At 65.3% G+C, this 21,985-nt stretch carries 12 protein-coding genes and 1 riboswitch; of the genes, 7 read left to right on the forward strand and 5 right to left on the reverse strand.

Annotation, left to right across the window (positions count from 1 at the left end):
* Positions 1-207: 207 nt before the first annotated feature.
* From ACE3UG_RS09575 to ACE3UG_RS09590, 4 genes are all read left to right on the forward strand, one after another.
* Complete coding sequence (locus ACE3UG_RS09575; protein ID WP_374622804.1) at positions 208-1,179, forward strand: LysR family transcriptional regulator; 972 nt, start codon at positions 208-210, stop codon at positions 1,177-1,179.
* A gap of 235 nt (positions 1,180-1,414) precedes the next feature.
* On the forward strand, positions 1,415-1,708 hold the full coding sequence (locus ACE3UG_RS09580) for a hypothetical protein (RefSeq protein ID WP_374622807.1): 294 nt from the start codon (positions 1,415-1,417) through the stop codon (positions 1,706-1,708).
* 253 nt (positions 1,709-1,961) lie between these two features.
* The gene (wrbA, locus tag ACE3UG_RS09585; RefSeq protein WP_374622809.1) at positions 1,962-2,594 is read left to right on the forward strand and encodes an NAD(P)H:quinone oxidoreductase; all 633 of its coding nucleotides are present in this window, start codon (positions 1,962-1,964) and stop codon (positions 2,592-2,594) included.
* Between the two features lie 393 nt (positions 2,595-2,987).
* Positions 2,988-4,658: a hypothetical protein gene (locus tag ACE3UG_RS09590; RefSeq protein ID WP_374622812.1), complete on the forward strand. Its 1,671-nt coding sequence runs from the start codon at positions 2,988-2,990 to the stop codon at positions 4,656-4,658.
* A gap of 82 nt (positions 4,659-4,740) precedes the next feature.
* Here the strand turns inward: ACE3UG_RS09590 and ACE3UG_RS09595 are convergent, their stop codons facing one another.
* Positions 4,741-5,196: a carboxymuconolactone decarboxylase family protein gene (locus ACE3UG_RS09595; RefSeq protein WP_374622815.1), complete on the reverse strand. Its 456-nt coding sequence runs from the start codon at positions 5,194-5,196 to the stop codon at positions 4,741-4,743.
* Positions 5,197-5,429: 233 nt separating this feature from the next.
* Between ACE3UG_RS09595 and ACE3UG_RS09600 the strand changes: the two genes are divergently transcribed.
* Together ACE3UG_RS09600 and thiC are read left to right on the forward strand one after the other, a co-directional pair.
* Positions 5,430-6,986: a PLP-dependent aminotransferase family protein gene (locus tag ACE3UG_RS09600; RefSeq protein ID WP_374622818.1), complete on the forward strand. Its 1,557-nt coding sequence runs from the start codon at positions 5,430-5,432 to the stop codon at positions 6,984-6,986.
* A 129-nt stretch (positions 6,987-7,115) separates the two neighbouring features.
* A riboswitch (TPP riboswitch) is annotated at positions 7,116-7,214 on the forward strand.
* Positions 7,215-7,287: 73 nt separating this feature from the next.
* Entirely contained in the window at positions 7,288-9,204 is a 1,917-nt protein-coding gene (thiC, locus tag ACE3UG_RS09605; protein ID WP_374622821.1) for a phosphomethylpyrimidine synthase ThiC, read from the forward strand.
* 204 nt (positions 9,205-9,408) lie between these two features.
* Here thiC and ACE3UG_RS09610 read toward each other — a convergent pair whose 3' ends face one another.
* Positions 9,409-10,518 carry a hypothetical protein gene (locus tag ACE3UG_RS09610; protein WP_374622823.1) on the reverse strand — a complete coding sequence of 370 codons (1,110 nt, stop codon included), beginning with the start codon at positions 10,516-10,518 and terminating at the stop codon, positions 9,409-9,411.
* 478 nt (positions 10,519-10,996) lie between these two features.
* Here ACE3UG_RS09610 and ACE3UG_RS09615 point away from each other — a divergent pair, with 478 nt between their 5' ends.
* On the forward strand, positions 10,997-12,358 hold the full coding sequence (locus ACE3UG_RS09615) for a hemolysin family protein (protein WP_374622825.1): 1,362 nt from the start codon (positions 10,997-10,999) through the stop codon (positions 12,356-12,358).
* Here the strand turns inward: ACE3UG_RS09615 and ACE3UG_RS09620 are convergent.
* Genes ACE3UG_RS09620 through recC form a run of 3 tightly spaced genes read right to left on the reverse strand, consistent with a single transcriptional unit; the run spans position 12,276 to position 21,879 of the window.
* Complete coding sequence (locus tag ACE3UG_RS09620) at positions 12,276-14,555, reverse strand: AAA family ATPase (RefSeq protein ID WP_374622827.1); 2,280 nt, start codon at positions 14,553-14,555, stop codon at positions 12,276-12,278. The two genes, ACE3UG_RS09615 and ACE3UG_RS09620, sit on opposite strands and share 83 nt — an antisense overlap.
* Positions 14,552-18,466: an exodeoxyribonuclease V subunit beta gene (gene recB, locus ACE3UG_RS09625; RefSeq protein ID WP_374622829.1), complete on the reverse strand. Its 3,915-nt coding sequence runs from the start codon at positions 18,464-18,466 to the stop codon at positions 14,552-14,554. Before recB ends, ACE3UG_RS09620 begins: the two co-directional genes overlap by 4 nt.
* Positions 18,463-21,879, reverse strand: coding sequence for an exodeoxyribonuclease V subunit gamma (gene recC, locus ACE3UG_RS09630; RefSeq protein ID WP_374622831.1), 3,417 nt, complete (start codon positions 21,877-21,879; stop codon positions 18,463-18,465). Before recC ends, recB begins: the two co-directional genes overlap by 4 nt.
* Between the last annotated feature and the right edge of the window lie 106 nt (positions 21,880-21,985).

Below are 21,985 nucleotides of genomic sequence, written 5' to 3' on the forward strand. Positions count from 1 at the left end.
TCGATCTCGAATGCGTCGGAAAAGACAAAGCCCGCTCGCCAGAACACAGGTCGCGACGGCATGGCGGCCGCCGATGGTCATCGCTCGATCGGCAGACGATCGAAAGTGACCGGAAGTGTGCGCTCGCGATACGGGTTTTTACGTATTAGAGCGCAAGGCCAGTTAAAATACAAATTCATTTAAAAAATTTATTCATACCAAACACGCATGAATATCTCGCTGCGCCAGCTCAAAGTGTTCCTCGCAGTGGCCGAGCACGGGAGTTTCAGCCGTGCGGGCGAGGATATCGGCCTGACCCAGCCCGCCGTGAGCCGTTGCATCCGTGAATTGGAGCAAGAACTCGGCCTCAAGCTGGTGGACCGCACCACGCGGGAGGTCACGCTGACTGAAGTGGGCGCAAGTCTCTCGGCAACGCTCGCCCGGGTGCTCGACGAATTGGAGAGCGCGCTGCGCGACACGCACGGCCTGGCCGAAGAGCGGCGCGGCCGGGTGCGCGTCGCCAGTGCGCCCACGATCTCGGCCAATCTGATGCCGGAATGCATTTCCACCTGCGCCGCCCGCTACCCGGACATCACACTCATGCTGCGCGATCAGGTGCAAACGCTCGCGAGCGACAGCGTGCGGCACGGCGAGGTCGACTTCGGGGTCATCGTTGCTTCGGAAGGGGCGGACGATCTGGTCGGCGAACCCATCATGGTCGAACCGTTCCTTGTGGTTTGCGACCGCTCACATCGCTTCGCGAAGCAGGCGCAAGTGACGTGGAAGGAACTCGATGGCGAAAAGCTGGTGCTGCTCGACTACGCGTCGGGCAGCCGCCCTCTGATCGACCGGGCGCTGGCGGAGCACGGGGCCTATTGCCGGATCGCGCAGGAAGTCGGACACGCAATCACCGTCTTCCGCATGATCGAAGCGGGCATCGGCATCAGCATCATGCCGGCACTGGCACTTCCCGCGATGCCGAGCCTGCCGGGGAACGATGGCGCTCACCTCGTTGCCCGGCCGCTCGTGCCGCAGCTCGATCGCACCATCATGCTGGTGCGCCGCAAGAACCGCACACTTTCTCCCGCCGCCCAATCCGTCTGGGCATTGATTCAGCAAATCGCCGCCAATACGCCGCACGCACTCTCCACCATATCAGGAACGATCGGGGCGACGGCCAAGACGCCACCTCAACCCTGACATCATTGGACATATCACCCGATAGCGGAGTTTGACGGCACATTGCACGAAATTAAACCCAATACAGCCCGTCCAAGCCGCCATCGCACCGTCACAAAGTGAGTAAGCGCCTGCTACAATATTCAGGCGTCGACTTCCCTCAAAGTGCGTGACTGTGCCATCGGGCGTCTGCCCCGCCATCGTGCCTCGACGACATGCCCGCGCCCTGCGGCCATTGTGTTTCCGGTATGGCGTCATGGAATTGTTCATCAAGTATTTCAGCCCGCTGTGGCTCTTCCACGCGGCAGCCGATCTGTCGTTCTGGCAGCGGCATCAACTCGACGCACGCATGCAGGTGGTGAGTCGCTTCATGTGGCGATATGTCATGCGCTGGTGTGCCGTGAGCATCATGTTGCTCGTTCCCGCAGCGGTGATGGCGCACGGCGTGGCTGCCACCGGGCTGGCGCTGGCAGGTGGCATGTCGGCAAGCGTCACGGTGCTGATGGCCGCCCTCGCCCTTGGCTGCCTCATCGGCTCACGTTTGCGTTAGGCCGCTCAGGCCGCTCAGGCAGCTCAGGCGGGTTGGCGAGTGGGGAAGCTCAGGCAGGCGCTCGCCGCCCCATCGGCTGATTTCTCCAGGGAAGCGTTCGAAGTGGCGCTCTGCGCGGCAAGTCGTCTCGGCCTGCACCGAACCCCGTGCGACTCACTCTTCCGTCACCGATGTCGACTATGATGGAACGGATCGCGCCACGCGGCAAACCGCCCGCAGCGTCGGCCTCTCTCGACCCCCTAAGGAGATTCACATGGCCAACACCAAGATCCTGGTGGTGTTCTACAGCATGTATGGGCACATCTACAAGATGGCCGAAGCGATAGCCGATGGCGCACGCAGCGTCGCGGGCGCGGACGTCACCGTCATGCAAGTCCCCGAGTTGGTGCCCGCCGAAGTGCTCGAAAAGAGTGGCGCGAAAGCGGCACGCGCTGTATTCGCGAACGTGCCCATCGCCAGCGTCGATCAACTCGCCGACTACGACGCGATCCTCTTCGGTACCCCGACGCGCTTTGGCAACATGACCGCGCAGATGCGCAACTTCCTCGACCAGACCGGCGGCCTCTGGGCCAAGGGCGCCCTCGTCGGAAAAGTCGGCAGCGTGTTCGCCAGCACCGCGACACAGCACGGCGGACAGGAAACGACCATCACGAGCTTTCACACCACGTTATTGCACCACGGCATGATCATCGTCGGCGTGCCGTACACGGAGCCCGGCCTCACCCAGATGGGGGAGGTGACCGGCGGCACGCCTTACGGGGCGACCACGCTCGCCGCCGGCGACGGCTCGCGTCAACCCAGCGAGAACGAGTTGAAGATCGCGCGCACGCAAGGCCGTCACGTCGCGGAAATCGCGGGCGCCCTCAGACTCGGACGCGCGTTGTAACAGCGGGCGGCGGCACGGCCGATGGGGCGATGTCCGTCACCGGTGTCGTCGCGCCTGGCTTCCGTCTATATGCGCGAGATCTTTTGCGAGGCGGGTGCCATGGCCGCGTTTCGCTTTAGCGCAATGCGGCGGCGACGTCGGCGAGAGATCCGCTTTTTCATTTCGTTATCCTTATTTCATCAAACGCTAGAGTTGGCGGAAACCTCGCCAGTGGCGATAGTCGGGCGCGGCGTTCCGAAAATGTCTACGAGAGAGTTCCCGTTTTGACAGACACCAAGCAACGCTACCGTAACTGACGTAACCGCCGTATCATCGGTTCACCGCTTCCGCAATTTCCGCACGATGCGGCGGCGGCCGTGCGCTGCCGCGTGCAACGCGATGCTCACCGCTGCCATGTCCGACGCCCCTGCCCCGCGCACCTTCCCGACAGCCACCCCCAACGCGCCGACGCTTGTCGTGCGCCTCGACGCGCCGCAGAAAATCGACGGCCAGCCGGCCAGGTATCAAAGCCTGTGGCTGCTGATGCGGGTCTATTACGCTGCGCAATATGAGATGTCACCTGTCCCGCTGGCCTCGCTGAAAATCCGCTTCGGACAGTCAGGCGCGGCGGGCGATCTGCGCATGTTGATCAGCCGCGCATTCTCGGACTTCGCGCGCTGGGGTGTCGCCGTGGGCTGGGGCGACGACGCGCAGGCCGATGTCCGCCTGCTCCCGACGCGAGGCCGAGGCAAAGGCCCCTTCTGGCTTGCCCCTCATGAGATCCCCCGTATTGCCGTCATGATCGGGGATACAACGCCCGACGACCCGCGTCGCGCCATTGCCGCATTTCTCGGCCTGCCGCACGATGCGGCGCCCGATACGCCATCGCCCGCCCTCGATTACGTCATGCAGGACATTGCGTTCTGGCATCACTTGACCTTGGGCAAGCGCGATCTGCAGGACGGCGTGTTTTTCGCGCCGCCGCAGGCGCGCTCGCATGGCGAGGGACGACGTCAGCGCATAGGCGCAATGGCGTCGTTCCATGCCGCGCAGGTATGTGCCGTCGACGACGTTCAACGCGGCATCGCCCTGCTCGCGGAGACGATCGTGTGGCGTCGCATGGGCGATGCGGCACGCGCAAAGCAAACGCTTGCCACGCTTGCCGCGACCTTCGGTACGAACCCGCCGGGCTCGCCCACGCTACGCGCCATGCATTGGGTCGTACAGGCATGGCAAGCCTATGCCTTGCGCGACGAGGCGGGCGCGCTCGCTCATCTGCAACGCATCGGTGACGATGCTTCGCTCGCGCCCTGTCTCGTCTACAACCCGCGCATCCGCTTCGAGTGCCGTAACCTGCAAGCGCTGCTGCATAAGTCGCACGCGGCTCGTCCCGGCCCGACGCCCGCGCGGGCGCAATCGGCGGCCGATGCGCTGGCGGCCTTCTCCGACGCTCTGCAAGCCGCCTTCGAAGCCGACTCGATCGAACTTGCGCAGCACGTCGCGGCCAACATGGGGTTATCGCTGTGGCTATTCTGGCAGGGCGCGCTCATCGATCCTGGCCGACGGCTTGCCGCCGCCGACGTGCAGCGGCAGGCGCTGCGCTGGATCGGGCTATCGGAATGGATCTGCGACCGCTTCGGCGTCGGTGGCAATTCGGTCTGGAATACCGTCTTCCTGCTGCGCATCGCGCGCGGGGCGGTGCCGGTACGGCGCGACCCCGATCTGGAAACGCTGCGCGCCAGCACCCCACTTGCCGTAGAGGCCTTTCTCGACGCCGTCCAGCCGTTCGGCGCGCCCTTCTCGCGGGCCAAGGGTTTCCGGCGCTGGACCGATGTGGTCGAGACGACGCTCGCCGATCACGAAGACGGCCGCGTTTGTTTCGAGCCGTTGCAGCTCGCCAACCTGTGGTTCGAGATGTTGTGGTTCGCGCTGCATCAGGACGGCGACTCGCCGCAGGCCTTGCACGCCGCCCGGTCGCTGGGCCGCGTGCTGCCGATGCTCCCATCGCCCGACCGGCGGTTCTTCCGCGACGCGCTGCGGCTGATGCCCCGGGAATTTCAGCGCGAGGTGCGCCTCGCGCAGTGACGTCGGCGTCGAGAGGCGCCTCGCCTCGGGGCCAGACTTGGCGCACTTAGCGCACTTAGCGCACTTAGCGCACTTAGCTCACTCAGCGCACGCCCTGCGGCGTCCTCGGCAACGGCGAGCGGAACGAAATCGCCAGGCGGTTCCACGCGTTGATCGTGGCGATCGCGAACGTCAGATCGGCAATCTGCTTGTCGTCGTAATGCGCGCGAAGGTCGGCGAAAACGTCGTCCGGCACGTGACCGTCCTGCACGTTGGTCACCGCTTCCGTCCATGCCAGCGCGGCCCGCTCGGCGGGCGAATACAGCTCCGTTTCGCGCCAGGCATCGAGCAGATGCAGGCGGCGCGGCTCGATGCCCATCTTCAGGGCGTCAGTCACGTGCATGTCGATGCAAAACGCACAGCCGTTGAGTTGCGATGCGCGCAGCCACACCAGCTCGACCAGCCCGTCCGGCAAGCCGCAGTCGTGGAAATAGCCGCTCAGCGCGCCCAGGTGTTCGTAAGCGCGCGGGGCGGCCTTGATGTAGTTCAGTCGTAACATGCGTCGATTCTCCGTTCAGTTCGGTTCAGTCAAGGCGTTGGAAACAGCGACATGCCGTTGTCGCGCATGCAACGCGTTCACGTCCTTGAGGATACGCACCCGTTGTCTCATCAGGAAGAGCCAAAATTGAATAAAATCGTTGGGCCAAACCAAGCCAAGCCGGTCCTCTCACGGGCCCCGTGTCCGGGGCTTCCGAGTCGAGCCGTCGTCCACGCCACGCGAGGCATTGCGCCATGACCGATCAATCCCGTCGTCCCGCTCTGGCGGCGTTGCATCTGGCCGATGCCGCCCATGCACCCGGCGTTCCGACGTACCGGGCACTTTACGAACGCATCCGCGAAGGCATTCTCTCGGGCAAGCTCGCGCCCGCCGCGCGTCTGCCGTCGACGCGCTCGCTCGCGAGCGAACTGGGCGTGGCGCGTGGCACGGTCGAAGCGGCGTACGAACGACTGGTCGCGGAGGGTTTCGTGATCGGTCGCGGCGCGGCGGGCAGCCGCGTCAACCCTCTGCTGGACGCCGCGCGACTCGATGCGGCCGCCAAGGCGATGCCGGCGGATGTGGCGTCGGCGCGAGCGCGTCGCGCCAACGCGCCCGTCGATGAATCGTCCAACACGCCGCAGATCGTCGGCGGCGATTGCCCCGAGAACCCCGGACATATCCCGGTGAGTGCATCCGGGATGCCGTTTCCGCTGCAAAACGGCCTGCCTGCCCTCGACGAGTTCCCGCGAAAATTGTGGGCGCGGCTTGCCGCGCGCCGCGCGCGACAACTATCGACGGACGCGCTCCATTACCAGGACGCCATCGGCTGGGCGCCGCTGCGCGAAGCCATCGCCGGCTATCTGGCCATCGCGCGGGGTATCCGATGCGAGCCGGGACAAGTCATCGTGACCGCCGGCTATCAGGGTGCGCTCGCGCTGATCGCGCGCGTGCTGCTGCGCCCGGGCGATGCTGTGTGGTGCGAGGATCCGGGCTATTTCCGCGCCCACGAGGGGCTGCAAATGGCGGGTGCGACACTGGTGCCCGTGCCGGTCGATCAAGACGGGCTGGATGTCGCTGCGGGCGAACGGGCCGCGCCGAATGCACGACTCGCCGTGGTCACACCGTCGCACCAGTCGCCCCTGTCGGTGACGCTGCCGCTCGAGCGCCGTCTCGCTTTGCTGGCGTGGGCGCAGGCCAACGACGCCTGGATCGTCGAAGACGATTACGACAGCGAGTTCCGCTACACAGGCGCCCCGCTCCCCGCCCTCAAGAGTCTGGATGGCGGCGCGCGCGTGCTGTACGCGGGATCGTTCAGCAAGGTGCTGTTTCCCGGCCTGCGGCTCGGCTATCTCGTCGTGCCCCCCGCACTGTGCGACGCCTTCGTCGCTCACACCTCGATCGCCTTTCCCGGGCAGGGATGGATCGAGCAGGCGACCGTCACCGATTTCATCACCCAGGGACATTTCAGCCGTCATATCAAGCGCATGCGCCAACGTTACGGCGAGCGCCGGGCCGCACTCGCCGATGCGCTGCGCGAACACCTCGCGGGACGCATCGAACTCGCGCGTCAGGCCGGCGGCATGCATCTACTCGGCTGGCTGGAGACGCACCGCAATGACCGCGCCATAGGCCACATCGCGCGCCGCTACGGCCTAGCACCGGCAGCGCTCTCGCTCTTCAGCGTTGCCCGGCCGTTGCCGCCGGCACTCGTGATGAGCTTCACCAACGTGCCCGAAGCGCTCGCCGATGACGTCGCGCAACGGCTCTCGCGCGCCATCGACGAAGACGACCGAGCGCGTGGCGCCCGCTGACCCACGCCTCGAACACCGGGATTTTCGACGGCGCGCACGCGGCATGTCGCGCCGCACCATCGGCCGTTCACGTTTTTCGGGACGCATCGTGCTTGTGTTTGCCGGGCATGTCGGTGTATCGTTGCCGCAAAGCTAGCGCAGGGGTCCTGCAACGTGAGTTGTGGGTGAGAAATACCCTTAGAACCTGATCTGGATAATGCCAGCGCAGGGAGCGTAGAAATTACTCGCCCCCGTTCATGCTCCTGAGCCGCTTTGCGCCGAAATTGTCGGCGTCAACACGTGCCCCGCCAGGAGACATTGCATGAACGCCAATCCGAAATTCCTCTCAGCCAATGCGCGCGTGGACGAAGCCGCGATCGCACCGCTGCCGAATTCCCGCAAGATCTACGTCAGCGGCTCGCGCCCCGACATCCGTGTCCCGATGCGCGAAATCTCGCAAGCCGACACGCCGACGAGCTTTGGCGGCGAGACGAACCCGCCGATCTTCGTCTACGACACGTCCGGTCCGTACACCGATCCCGACGCTCGAATCGACATTCGCTCCGGCCTGCCCGCCCTGCGCGCGGCATGGATCGAGGAGCGCGGCGACACCGAAGCGCTGCCCGGCCTGACCTCCGCCTACGGTCGGGAGCGTGCCGCCGACGACGCCACGACCGATCTGCGGTTCCCCGGCCTGCATCGCACGCCGCGCCGCGCCAAGGCCGGCAAGAACGTGACGCAAATGCACTACGCGCGTCAGGGCATCATCACGCCGGAGATGGAATACATCGCCATTCGCGAGAATCTGCGCCGTCAGGAATACATCGAGAGCGTGCGCAACGCGGGCCCGCAAGGCGAGCGTCTGGCCAAGCTGCTCTCGCGCCAGCATCCGGGGCAACATTTCGGTGCGAGCCTCCCCGCCGAGATCACGCCGGAGTTCGTGCGCAGCGAAATCGCCCGCGGCCGCGCCATCATCCCGAACAACATCAATCACCCGGAATCGGAACCGATGATCATCGGCCGCAACTTCCTGGTGAAGATCAACGCGAACATCGGCAATTCGGCGGTGACGTCGTCGATCGGCGAAGAAGTGGACAAAATGACGTGGGCGATCCGCTGGGGCGGCGACACGGTGATGGATCTGTCGACCGGCAAGCACATTCACGAGACCCGCGAGTGGATTCTGCGCAACAGCCCGGTGCCCATCGGCACGGTGCCGATCTATCAGGCGCTCGAGAAGGTGAACGGCAAGGCCGAGGATCTGACGTGGGAAATGTTCCGCGACACGCTCATCGAACAGGCCGAGCAAGGCGTCGACTACTTCACGATCCACGCCGGGGTGCGCCTCGCGTACGTGCCGATGACCGCCAACCGCATGACCGGCATCGTGAGCCGCGGCGGCTCGATCATGGCCAAGTGGTGTCTCGCACATCACAAGGAAAGCTTCCTCTACACGCACTTCGAAGATATCTGCGAAATCATGAAGGCGTACGACGTCGCGTTCTCGCTGGGCGATGGCCTGCGTCCCGGCTCGATCTATGACGCCAACGACGAAGCGCAACTCTCCGAGCTGAAGACGTTGGGCGAACTCACGCAGATTGCGTGGAAGCATGATGTCCAGGTGATGATCGAAGGCCCGGGCCACGTGCCGATGCAGCTCATCAAGGAGAACATGGATCTCCAGCTCGAGTACTGCGACGAAGCCCCGTTCTACACGCTCGGACCGCTGACGACGGACATCGCCCCCGGTTACGACCACATCACGTCGGGCATTGGCGCGGCGACCATCGGCTGGTACGGCACTGCCATGCTGTGCTACGTCACGCCAAAGGAACACCTTGGCTTGCCGAACAAGGACGACGTGAAGGAAGGCATCATCACGTACAAGCTCGCCGCGCACGCCGCCGATCTCGCCAAGGGGCACCCGGGCGCGCAGATTCGCGACAATGCGCTGTCGAAGGCACGTTTCGAATTCCGTTGGGAAGACCAGTTCAATCTGGGTCTCGATCCGGACAAGGCGCGCGAATTCCACGACGAGACACTGCCGAAGGACTCCGCCAAGGTGGCGCACTTCTGCTCGATGTGCGGGCCGCACTTCTGCTCGATGAAGATCACGCAAGACGTGCGCGATTACGCCGCCAAGCAAGGCATTTCCGACGAAGCCGCGCTCAAGCAGGGCATGGAAGTCAAGGCGGTGGAATTCGTCAAGAGCGGCGCCGAGATCTATCGACGCACCTGATCGCCGAGGACACGCGTGCCGCAGCACGCACGCGTTCACCGTCGACGATGCAAGTCAACGCGCCCGGGTCACGCCGGGCGCGTTTTTTTATGGATGACGTGGGCGATCAAGCGTTCATTGCACGCATTGCACTCATCGCGCTCATTGCCCGCATCGCGCGCATCGTGCTCTTCGCACGCTTCGCACTGATCCCACTATTCGCGCTCAGACGCGTGTCGACGACTCGCTCGTGGCGCTGGCCGGCGCCGTGGGTACACCGCGCGTGGTCAACTGGTTGCGCAGCCGCTGCGTTGCAATGTGCGGCGGCCTCGCCGACAGCGACGTTGCCAGCGCCGTGAAGGCCTTCGTGTTCGTCGCCGGCAACGCCGCCGCGTCGATCACCGCCGCGTGGCCCAACGCCCAGTGACGCTCACCCACTTGCTCGATGCCAAGGGCGAGCTTGACCCATTCGTCCGTGCCCATTCCGACACTAGGGGGCAGGTCGGCGCGCACCATGGCCTGATGCATCGGAAGGCCCTCGGCGAACCCCACACGAAGCATCCATGCGGTGCTCTCCTGCGACGGCAGAACGCGAGAACCCTGCTGCAAGCGGTCGTTCAACTTCGCGATGAACGTGGCAGGCGGCTCCAGTTCCTCGCATGCCTTCGACCACTCCTTCTTCCCTGCCAGCGCAGGCTTGCCCGTCCATCGGCGCGCCGTGTCCGCGACAATCGACGCCACGTCGTCGCGGCTGGGATCGAACGGCACCGTACCGTTGCGGCCCCCGGTACCGAGCAGCGAACCATTCACGATGTCGCGGCAGACCTGTGCCCGCTCGCTACGCCCCTCCGGCATGAAGACAGGATGATTGCGGCCGTCCGGCAGCGCGTTGCGCGGGGTGCTACTTCGGGTGCCGGCACAGACGTGCAGCGTCTCCATCGCGGATGCGCTCAGAACGGGTTGCACGCCGCGCGCTGCGCCGTTACCGGGACCGGGACCCGCGAACCGTACCCCGTGCGTATCGATGCGGTCGAGGTCGTCCTGCGCTGGCGTGATACGGTCGAAAGCGGCTTCGCCGGAGACGTCGACTTGCGTCGATGCACCCAGGAATTCGTTGCCGAACGCCTTGTCCATCTCCCTCGATACCTGCACGGCATGCGCTTCGCGCGCCGCCCAGGGATGCGTCAGATGATCGGCACGGGCGTTCGCGATGCGCACTAGCGGAATGCCGGCAGGATCGGCGAGTCCAGCCCCTGCGTTGAGCGCGATGGGTTCAGGTGCCGCGATGTTGACCATGCCGGGCGAATAGTGGGATGCCTGTATGCGATTCATCATCGTGAAATCCTCAGGAAAGAGACATGTGGCCCGTTGCCACCACTTCGACACGGCGTCGAAGCCGGATTCACGATGCCCGAAGCGTCGCCCGCGCATTATCGGTTCTGCACGCGGCATCTTGCAGCTCGGGCAAGCCACCGTCCGGAAGTAGACAATGGCGGCGGCCGACGACCGCCGACCGCCCAATTCATGGGGCACCGCTGTCGGCGTGTCCCGAACTTATGGCATGCTATCGGTCAGCGGCACAGCCGACGCGGCTGACGCGGCCCGCCAAACGGCGTGGGTGGCACCTTTTTGGCCCGCCGTCCCCACCGAATTGGGTACGCTCCTCCCGCGCGCCCGCCCGAAGGCATCTCAAAATGATGGCCCGCCGGCCTTGTTTTGAAATGTCTCCCTGCCACCGGACGCTTCCCCGTGCGAACGGGTCCGGCGTGCGTAGCGGCTGTGTATCCGCCTTCGCACCTACAGGGATAACAATATGAGTGGTTACGGATTTCTTTTCAGTATCTTCTTGCTCGTTCTGGCGAGCGCCTTCTTTTCCGCCGCCGAAATTTCACTCACGGCGGCAAAGCGCACCAAGCTGCACGTGCTCATGGAAAAGGGCGATCAGCAGGCGATCAAGGTGCTCGCGCTCAAGGAGCAGCCCGGCAATTTCTTCACGGTCGTGCAGATTGGCGTGAACGCGGTCGCGGTGCTTGGCGGTGTGCTCGGCGAGAGCTTCCTGACCCCCTACCTGTTCGCGTGGCTTTCGTCGTTTACCGATCAGGCGCTGGCATTGCGGCTGGCCGGCATCGGCTCGTTCCTGTTCATCACGATCGCCTTCATTCAATTCGCCGATCTGATCCCCAAGCGCCTCGCCATGGTCAACCCCGAGCGCGTCGCCATGGGCATCATCGATCCGATGCTGCTGTGCCTGAAGATCCTGCGCCCGCTCGTCTATCTGTTCAATGGTGTGGCGAACCTGTTCCTGCGCCTGTTCAAGCTGCCGACGCATGCCATCGAGAACATTACGTCGGAAGACATCGCCGCGATGGTCGGTGCGGGGGCGCAAGCCGGGGTGGTGCGCAAGCAGGAGCTCCATCTGATCGAGAATGTGTTCGAGCTGGAGTCGCGCACGGTCGGCTCGGTCATGACGTTTCGCGACGACGTGGTGTACTTCACTATCGCGGAGGAGGAGCGCAGCATTCGCCAGAAGATCACGGAAAGCCCGCATTCGAAGTACCTCGTGTGCCGGGACGACATCGACAACGTGCTCGGTTACGTCGACTCGAAGGATTTACTCCAGCGCATCGCCAGCGAAGACCTGTCGAGCGTGATTCGCAATCTCGACCGCCTCTACGCGAAGAAGCTGTTGGTGATTCCCGACACGCTCAATCTGTCCGAAGCACTGGCGCGCTTCAAGGAAACGCGCGAAGGCTTTGCCGTCATCATCAACGAATACGGTCTGGTAGTGGGCGTGGTGACGCTCAACGATATCGTGGGCGCGCTCATGGGCGATGTCATTCACCCGGCCGATGAAGATCAGATCGTGCAGCGCGACGAACACTCCTGGCTCGTCGACGGCGTCACGTCGGTCGAAGACGTGAAAAAGGCGCTCGATATCGACGAACTTCCCGGCGAAGGGGAATTTGAAACCATCGCGGGATTCATGATCTATCAACTCAAGCGCATTCCGAAAAAGTCGGAGGCCACCGAGGCCGCTGGCTATAAATTCGAAGTGGTCGACATCGACAACTACAAGATCGACCAGTTGCTCGTCACACGTCTGGGGTCGCTTGCCGAGGCGGCACTCGCGGCGTCGAATCAGTCGTCGAAGCAGTCGTCGAAGCAGGCATCGTAGCCAGCACCTCGGACAACCGGTCAGTCAATCCGCCATCGCGCTGCGTCGGCCGCGCGATGGCCGACGCCATCACCTGCCAGGGCGCGTAGAACCACGCCTGACGACGTGCCCGCGTCAGTCCCGTATAGATCAGCTCTCTCGACAACACCCGGCTTGCCTGCTCCGGCAACACGATCGCCACACGCTCGAATTCCGAGCCTTGCGACTTGTGGATCGTCATGGCAAACGCGGTCTCGTGCGCCGGCAGGCTGGCCGGCGAATAAAGGCGGTAACCACCGTCTGGCGTGGCAAATGCGACGCGCAGCGCGCCGGACGGCCCGAGTGGCAGCGCAATGCCAATATCGCCGTTGAACAGGTTCAGCGCGTACTCGTTTTGCGTCACCAACACAGGGCGGCCCGCAAACCAAACGCCCCCGCCAGCGCCAAGCGCCACACCGGCTCGGCGCGCGAGCACGGCCGTCAGTTGCGCCCCGAGAAACTCCACGCCGCGTCGCCCGCCACGCGTCGCGCACAGCACGCGGAACTGGCCGAATGCCGCAAATACCGGCTGCGCAACCATGGCGATATCGGCGGGTGTCGCGGCGGCCGGATCGCCAAGCTGTCCGATCATCGTCACCGCCTGGGCCAGCGCGTCGAGGTAGGCACCATACCCGTCGGCCAACGCGTTCAGATTAACCGGCGATAACTGGATTCCTGCATCCTCGCTGAGCATCACGCGATCGGTACCGGTCGCCTCGATCACCGCTGCCGAGTCCGCGTCGGCTGTCGTGCGCGCATCGCGCGCGCCTTCCGCGACAGTGAAAGCCTTGCGCGCCTCGACAACCTGCCCCGACTTGATGGCGCTTGCCAGCCGGCCGATCGCCGAATGCGCTCCGAAGCGATAGGTGCGCTCGAGCCAGACAACGGTGTCCTCCAGTCCTCCTGCGCCTTGGCCGCGCCCTTGTGCCCGAGCATGCGTATCGTTGGCGTTGGCGTTGGCGTTGGCGTTGGCGTTGGCGTTGGCGTTGGCGTCGGCGTTGGCGTCGGCGTTGGCGTCGGCGTTGGCGTCGGCGTCGGCGTTGGGGGCTAGCGGTCCGGACCGCAGCGGTCGATCTGCGGGCCATTCGAGGGCCGACAAGAGCCGCATGCGCATGTCCGGCGAGAACGCGCGTTGGGCGCTCAACTCCCCGAACACCGCGCCGGCCTCCACCGCCGCCAATTGGTCCTTGTCCCCCAACAGGATCAGACGCGCGCCTTCGGGAACCGCTTCGAGCAATTGCGTCGCCATCGACAGATCGATCATCGACGCCTCGTCGACCACGATCAGATCGTAGGGCAACGGATTGCCTGCGTGATGGCGGAAGCGTCGGCCAACGTGCTCGGCAGACTCGGGCAGCACGCCGAGCAGTCGGTGCAATGTCACCGCCGCTTCGGGCAGCGCCTGGCGGACCGTCTCCGGCAGATCCTGACGCGCTGTCAATGCCTCCTGCATGCGCTGCGCCGCCTTGCCCGTCGGTGCGGCGAGCGCCACGCGCAGGGCCGCGTCGCGCTCGAGCAGGCACGCGAGCAAGCCCACCACGGTCGTCGTCTTGCCCGTTCCGGGTCCGCCGCTGAGCACCACCAGCGAGCGTTGAAGTGCCAGCGCCGCCGCCGCCCGTTGCCAGTTGGGTTCAGGCTGGCCGTCGGCCGAGACGAGCACCCCTTCGCCAAAGTAGCGCCGCAGACGCGCGCGGTCGTCCGGCGTGATCGGCGTGCGTGCGCTCAGCGACAGCTTGCGCCCAAGCGCAGCGGCCAGACGTGCCTCATAGCTGTAGTAACGCGCCAGATAAAGCCGATCGCGGTCGTCGAGCAGCAACGGGAATGCGTCGACTTGGGCGTCGCCCGTCAGTGCAAGCCCCTCACGCGCGGGGGCGCACAAGCCACTGGCGAATAGCGCTGCGCGCCAAACGGACAGGGCAGGTGCATCGCCGGGAAACAGTTCTCCGCTGGCTTGCGCGTCGAGCAGGCTATCGAGCGGCACGCAAACGTGCCCTTCCGCCGTGGCGAGACTCACCGCCAGGGCCGCGCGCCAGACATAGCGGCACGTCACGTCGTCCGCCCCATGTCCACGAGCGAGCAACGCCATGCGACGGGCAAACCCCTGCGCCAGCCGCACGACACCGCTGTCGGCCAGCGGTGCGCCGGCGGAGGCATCGACCCGCGAACGCATATCGCTCATGCGCCCTCCTCGGCGATACCTGCAGCGCTGCCGCGCATATCAAAAGAGAGTGCGTCCGCCAGCGCAGTGTTTTCGCCTGCGGCGAACAACCTGTCGAGTGCGTCGACCATCTCGCGCGACGGCTTGTCGAAGAAAACACCCGGCACTTCGTCGCCCACCGGATGAGCGCTCGCCCAGTCGGGCCGAACCGCGCGTACGAAGAGATAGAGACTGCCACCCATATCGCGATCGTAGTCGTAGTCGGGCAAACGACGTTGCAGGTAGCGGTGCAGCGCCAGCGTGTAGAGCAGATATTGAAGGTGGTAGCCGTGTTCGGCCATCGCTTCGCGCAGCCCGTCTGCGCCGTAGTTTTCCGGCGCGGTGCCGAGGTAATTCGACTTCCAGTCGAGAATCCACCACTGAGCACGGTGCCGGAACACCAGATCGATGAACCCCTTGAGGTAACCGCGCAGCACCGTGACGTCGAGCGGCAGATCCGGGTAACCGAACTGGCGCAACACGCCACGCAAGGCGTCAAGCGACACGGCGTCGGCCGGATAAGTAAACTCCATTTCGGTGAGTCGCTCGGCCATCGCCACGTCGCTCAATTGCAGGCCCGGGCGCAGCGGTGTCGCAAGCGTATCGCCCAACAGGTTCATCATCATGGCCCGCCACATCTCGTTGTGTTCGGCGCCGCGCCCAGGCGGACGCTCGCGCAGAGCGCGCGAGACCGCTTGCGGCCATTGGGCAGGCGTCTGAAAATCGGCCAGTTCGAACACGCGATGCAGACTCTCGCCTGCGGCCGGGCCGCGTGGAAAGCGAAGGATATCGTCGGCCGGTGGCCAGGCATCGTCGCCCTGCGGCGGCAAGGCAAACACCGGCCCGGCATTGGCCTGCGCATCGTAATCGGGACGCGTGCGCTCCGGCGCGCTGAGTTGGCCCCCGCCCAACGACGGCCCGGCGTGCATCCCCGCCAGGAGCCCCGAGAAGCTGCCGATTCGCCAGACTTCGCGCAACGCACGCGTACTGGCGCGCGCGGCAAGTTCAGGCGCCGCGTTGTGACCAAGGCGCGCTCCCGCGTCCAACGCGTCCCCCATCGGCAGTGGCACCAAGGCAAGCGCCCCCCCCACCAGCGCCTTCCACGCAGAACGAATCGTCGCCACGCGCTCGTCGGTATCGACCGTCGAGGCAATCCAGGCATCGAAGGTCGTGCCCTGCCCTGCCGCGAGCCAGTTGAGCATGCCACCGCACGCCTCCTTCACGCTGCGCCGCGATGAATAGATGCCCGCCGCCAGATAGCATCGATACACCGCTCGCGTGAGCGCCACGTACAACAGCCGCACCTGCTCGGCCGATTGCTCCTGGCGTAGCGCGGCCATCGCCGGCGAGCCCTTGGCAGCCGCGTCGGTAAAGTCGATGACGGCCGTGGGACCGTCGTGATACTCGAGTCCGTCGAGGCTGCCGCCGTCGCGCACCGCACCGTCCCACAGAAACGGGCAGAAAACCACGCCGTACTCAAGGCCCTTCGACTTGTGAACTGTGACGATCTGCACCAGGTTCTGATCGGACTCAAGACGCAGTTGCGCTTCCTCGCTGCCACGCGTGTTGCGTTGCGACGCCAGCCAACGCAAGAGCGCGGCCATGCCCGGCTGCTCAGCCCAACGGGCCTGCGCAAGCTCTGCCAGATGCATGAAGTTTGTCAGACGCCGCTCGCCGCCGGCGCGCGCGACCAGACGTGCCGCGAGTCCCAACTCGCGCATGAGCGTGCGCCACATCGCCGAGAAGCCGCGATCGATCCACAACTGGCGATAGCGTTGCAGCCGCTCAATCCACGCGATCGCTTCCGCGTCGGAGGCCTCGCTGGTCTGCATGCGATACAACGCCGTCGCATCGAGTCCGAACAGTTCAGTCGCCAGCGCCGCGCGCAGCGCACGCACGTCGCCGGGCGATTCCACCGCACGAAGCACCCGGAGCAGCGTTTCCGCTTCCTCACTCGCAAACACCGAGTCCTGCGTCAGTTCCACGCTCCCCACGGCATGGGCGGCGAGCATCGTCTTCATCAGCGCACCCTGGCGGTGCGTCTGCACGATGACCGCAATATCGGCCGGCGCAATGGGACGCTCGCCCACGCGCACCTCGCCGCACGACGCCCCCGCCAACAAACGCGCTATCTCGGCCGCCGCCGCGCGCGCACACGCTTGCTGCGCGTCGTCCTTCGTCAGGGGCTCGTCATCGTCCGGCAACCACCACACGGTGAAGTCGGCCACCTCGCGTGCATCCGAGAACGGCGGGCGCCGTCGCACCCCCGGGCGCACCGCCGGATAATCGAGTCCGTCAAGCACGAACGCCCGGTCATTGGCTCCGAACAACCGATTGCCCGCCTCGATGATGGCCGGCGTCGAGCGTTGATTGACCGCCAGTGTGTACGCCGCATCGGCATTCTCGCGCGCCGCCAGGTAGGTATGCAGATCCGCTGCACGGAAACTGTAGATCGCCTGCTTCGGGTCGCCCACCATGAACATCGGCCCCCGGCCGCCGCCCGGCGACGCCGTAGCCGTAGCCGTAGCCGTAGCCTGCGGCCCATACACCGCGCTGAAAATGGCAAACTGCAGCGGGTCGGTATCCTGGAACTCGTCGATCAGCGCACAGGGATATCGCTCGCGCAAGGCGCTGGCCAAGCCGGGGTGCTGGGTCAGTGCGCGGGCGATGTTGCCAAGCAGATCGTCGAACGACACCACACGCAACTCACGCTTGCGAAGCGCCAATTGGTCAGGCGCCTGCATCAACCATTGGCGCAGAATCCGCAGCCACTGCGTGCTGTAGCCCTCGTGCGCATCGGCGCGCGCGCGAACGAGGGTGTCGGCCATGCCAAAGAACCGGTGATCGGGCGGCGTTTCGCCCTTCTTGATGTCTTTGGCAAGACGCGTCGTCGTCAGCAATTCCGCTTTCGGACTCAGTTGTGCGCCGGCATCGCACGCGCTCAGATAGCGCTGCCACGCAGCGACGGCTTGCGCGATCGAGGTCTCGTGATAAATGTTCTTCTTGTACGACGGCAACGCGGCGCGCATCAGCTCGGCAATCGCCGAGGCCTCGGCGTCCCAACACGCGCAGGCCGCGGCGTAGGTCGCGCGTAATGCCGATTCCGGCGGCGCCCCCGCATCGGCATCCGCTTCTGCATCCGCTTCTGCATCCCCCTCCACCTCCACCGCCGCGGGCCAGCGCAGCGCCGACACGGGCTTCTTCAGCCGGCGTGCCAACTGATCCGTGAGCGTGTCCGGCGCGCGTTTGCGGTCGACCAGCCACGCCGCGAAACCTTCGTCCTGCGCCGCAAGCGGTTCGACCACACGACGCCAGAAGTCGACCGCCAGATCGTGGCGCACCCCGTTGTCGTCCGGCACCAGTTCGTACGCGAAAGGCAACCCGGCCGCGAACGGCACTTCCGCGAGCGCCCGCTGACAAAAGCCGTGAATCGTGTGAATCGACGCCTGATCGAATCCGCGCAACGCCGTTTGAAGACAGTCGCGAACGCCCTTGAGTGTCATCTCGCCACGCTCGATCACCCCCGCGATCATGACGCTGAGCAACGGGTCGTCGCTGGCATCGAGATCGAGCCGGAGGAAATCGTCGCCCTCGCGCTCGCCCTTGTCCTCTTCCTCGCCCTCGTCCGCCGCGTCGTCTTCCTCGCCGAGAACCGGTGCCATCGCAGCCACCAACCCGGCCAGCCGAGCGCGAATGCGCTCACGCAACTCTGCGGTCGCGGCATTGGTGAAGGTCACCACCAGGATCTGCTCGACCGTCAATTGCCTTTCGAGCAGTAGCCGCACGTACAGTGCGCAGATGTTCCACGTCTTGCCTGTGCCGGCCGACGCTTCGATCAGACAAACGCCGTCGAGGTCGCAACCGAAGACGTCGAGGTCGGTGAGCCGCGTCATGCCCCCTCCATCACGTCAAGATGCTGTACCACCGGACCGAACACCGTATTTGCAAGCAAATCGAATGGCGACGCCAACGGGTCGTCCACCCCGCGCCAGATCAGCCGCGTGTACGGATCGTCTGCGTCGCCGCGCGCGAACGCCGAACCGAGCCATGCGCTCTCGGCCTCGCCCGGCTTGCCGGTACTCGCCAACTTCCAGGCACTGCGCGCGAAGAACGGCAACGGGCGAGTCTGCCCGAGCCGGTATAGCGCCACCCATTGCCCCAGCAACGTTGCGGCGTCGTCCACGGGCCGCAAGGCGAACGTCTCGTCCTCGCCGTACCACAGCGTTCTTGCCGCGACATCCTGCCCAATGTGCTCGGGCTGCTGAAGATGCGCACACAGCGCGAGATGCGCCAGCCACGCGGCGAGCAGATCACTCGGCCGCATGCTGCCGTATCGATACATCGTCAGCCCAAAGCGCGACACCGGGGCCAGGCGCCCCTGCAACAGGCATTCCGCGGACAGCGTAGCATCGCCGTGCCACGCTGCGTCCGTCGACTCGCGCCAGGCGGGCGGCAACGCAGGCTTCAGTGCGAGCGTCACGTGGAGCTCCTGCGTGCCCTCGGCGTGCGCGTCTCGCACTTGCGACGCCAGCGCCCGCAGACCGCTCAGTTCTCGTCGACGCCAGACGGCACCGGTCGCCCCGCCCGGCAACTCGTGGCTCACCTTCGCAATGCGCTCAATCGCTTCGGCGTGCTTTCGCGGATCACGCCCATCCTGGCGCAACAGTCGCGGCAGCAACCGCGCGGCCAGCGCGTCGCGACCGCCCCAATCGAGCACGAAAGGCTCTTCGTCGTCGACGTCAGTGGGCAGTTCGCCGAGCGAGAGACCCAGACGATCGCGCGCCCAGGCTCTGCCGGGGTGACGCCAGAAACGCAGCAGGTCGTCGAGCGTCAAATGGGTTTGCGCGACCGCAGGCAACGGCTCGCGCACGAAAGGCGCAGCGCGTGCGTCCGGTGCGGGAGACGCGAGTTGCTCCGCCAGTTGCTGGGCGGCCTCGCCATTGGACACGTCGTAGCTGTAGAGCGACGCATCGCGCCCATCGAAATAGGCCGGAGAAAACGGCTGCAACGGATGCATGACAACCAGACGCTCACGCGCTTCGCGTTGTTCCTCGAGGCTGTACCCCTGCGATACCGGGGCCAGCAACTGTGCGGAGAAATCAAGCAATTCGTCCACGACGGTCGATGGCGGCAGCGGTGCGTTGTCGCGCACGCTTCGCCCCGTGTAGGTCAGCAGGAAACGGTCTTGCGCGCTCAACATGAGATCGAGGAAGAGATTACGCTCATCGTCGCGCCGCTGACGATCGCCGCGCTGCGGCAAGGCCCGCATCAGGTCGAATTCGTCGGCACGCACGCGCCCCGGTAACACACCGTCGTCCATGCCGATCATGCATACCACCCGATAAGGCAGCAGGCGAAGACTCGGAATCGCCGCAAACGTTACGCGCCCAGAGGGCACGCCGCCACGCGTCGGATCGTCCAGAGCGTCGGCCAGCACGCGCGCCACCACTTCGACCGGTAACCCGACGTCGGGGGCGCCATCGGCAATGGCGGAGCCGATCTGCTCGATCGCCATGCGCACCTCGGCGACATCGTCAGCAAAACGGGGCTCGTCGGAAAAAAATTGCTCAAGCATGGCCAACAAATGATCGCGCCACGCGAGCCCCGTGCGATCGGTCTGGAGCATCACGGCGGCGGCGGCGAGATCGTCGATCAACCGCGCCAACTGCCCGAGCAACTCGGCACGTCCGCCTTCGATCCCGCCCACAGGAAGCCAGTCGTCGACCGGCAGGGCGTCGTCGGGCAAGGCGTAGCCAAGGAACAACCGCATCATGGCATCGCCCAGCGTGTGCCGCGCCAACGCCGGTGCGGTGTCTGCCCCCGACGTCGCGCTCGCCTGCAGCGCGTCGAGCCGCAGCAGCGCATCGCCACGCCAGCCGCGTCGCGCACCGGCGGCTTGCAGCCAATTCTGAAGGGTATCGAGTACGTTGCCGCCGAGGTCGTAGCGTTGTGCAATCGCCTCCGTGCGCGCGAGTTCCACCAGACTCGACGCCGCCACGCGCTGCTGCGGCAACGCCAGAATCGACGCAAACGCACGCGCGACCGGGTTGGTCCGCGTCGGCGGCAGACCCGTCACCAGATAGGGGATGCGCGGCGTGGCGGTTCCAAAGACGGCGTCGATAAGCGGAGCGGCGCGCCCCAGATCCGGTACGGTAATCAGAACGTCGTCGGGTCGCAAATCGGGAATCTCGTCGAAGCACGCCAACAACCGGTCGTGCAGCACTTCGATCTGACGCGCCAGACTATGACAGACATGCACTTGAACCGAGCCGTCCGCGCTTGCCCCATCGGGCGCGCCGCCGCGACCGTCGTCCAGCGTGAGCATGCCGTTTTGCAACGCGGCGAGCAGCGTCGGCGCAGGGTTCGGCTGGAACAGCGCCCGGTCCTCCACCGCCTGCGGCGCGAGGTCGGCATACAAGGCGTCGATATGCGACTGCGTCTGGCGCCCCCATTCGGCCAGCAACGGATGGCCCACTTCCCGGTGTGCCCCCCCGTCACGCCGTGCCAGATAAGACAGTCGCGATGGCGGCACGATGTCGAACCAATAGCTCTCGCACGGATTGAGTACGTAGAGGTGCACCTCGATCAGGCGGGACATCGCCTTGAGCAACGCCATCGAGAGCGGCGGCATCGACGACAGCGCAAACACCGACACGCGCGACGGCCAGCCGGCCGGCACGGTCTCGGGGGTCAGTTGCGCTATCCGGTCGATCGCCCGCAACGTCGGATGACGCTCGTCGATCTCGAGATGCGCCAGCACCTGCCGCCACAATGCGCTCTGCCACGCTTCGTCAGCACGTTGCACATCGCCCCAGCCCGCTGCCGCCCCCGGCTCGATCGCTTCGCCGGATTGCCACCGTTCGAGCCAATTCGGCCGGTAGGTCAGATATTGGTCGTAGAGATGCGCCAGACGCTCGGCCAGTTCGAAGCGCATGACATCGTCCGCCCCCGCCAGATAGCCGGCCAGACGCGGCGAGGCTTCCGCCCACGGCTGAGCCAGGCACTGATACAGCGGCCAGACGAGCCGGTCCGGCGCAAACGGCGAACTCTCGGGAACCGTGAGCAACTTGCCTGCCATGTCCCACAGCCACTGTGCGAGGTACGTCAGGCGAACGTTTGCACACACGCCGAAAACGTCGGCATAGTCGAGTTCGAGCCGGCGCCGCACCGCCACGCTTGGCACGACGATGGTCTCCGTGTCGAAGGGATTGCCTGCGCCACCCGCACTGCCAGGCGCTTGCGCGAGCTCGCGCAGCAACGCGGCTTCGAGCGTGGTGAACCGGTTGGAAAAGAATAAGTGGAGCATGCGGGCGTGGCGGCTGAGCGAGTCTGTTCGCAAGCATAGCAAAAGCCTCATCGACAAGCCGATCGGGCAGATCCGAAAAACCGCCCCACCCCGGGTGACGGTGACG

Origin of the sequence: Pandoraea sp. (assembly GCF_041919235.1) — a bacterium.
Taxonomy (GTDB): domain Bacteria; phylum Pseudomonadota; class Gammaproteobacteria; order Burkholderiales; family Burkholderiaceae; genus Pandoraea.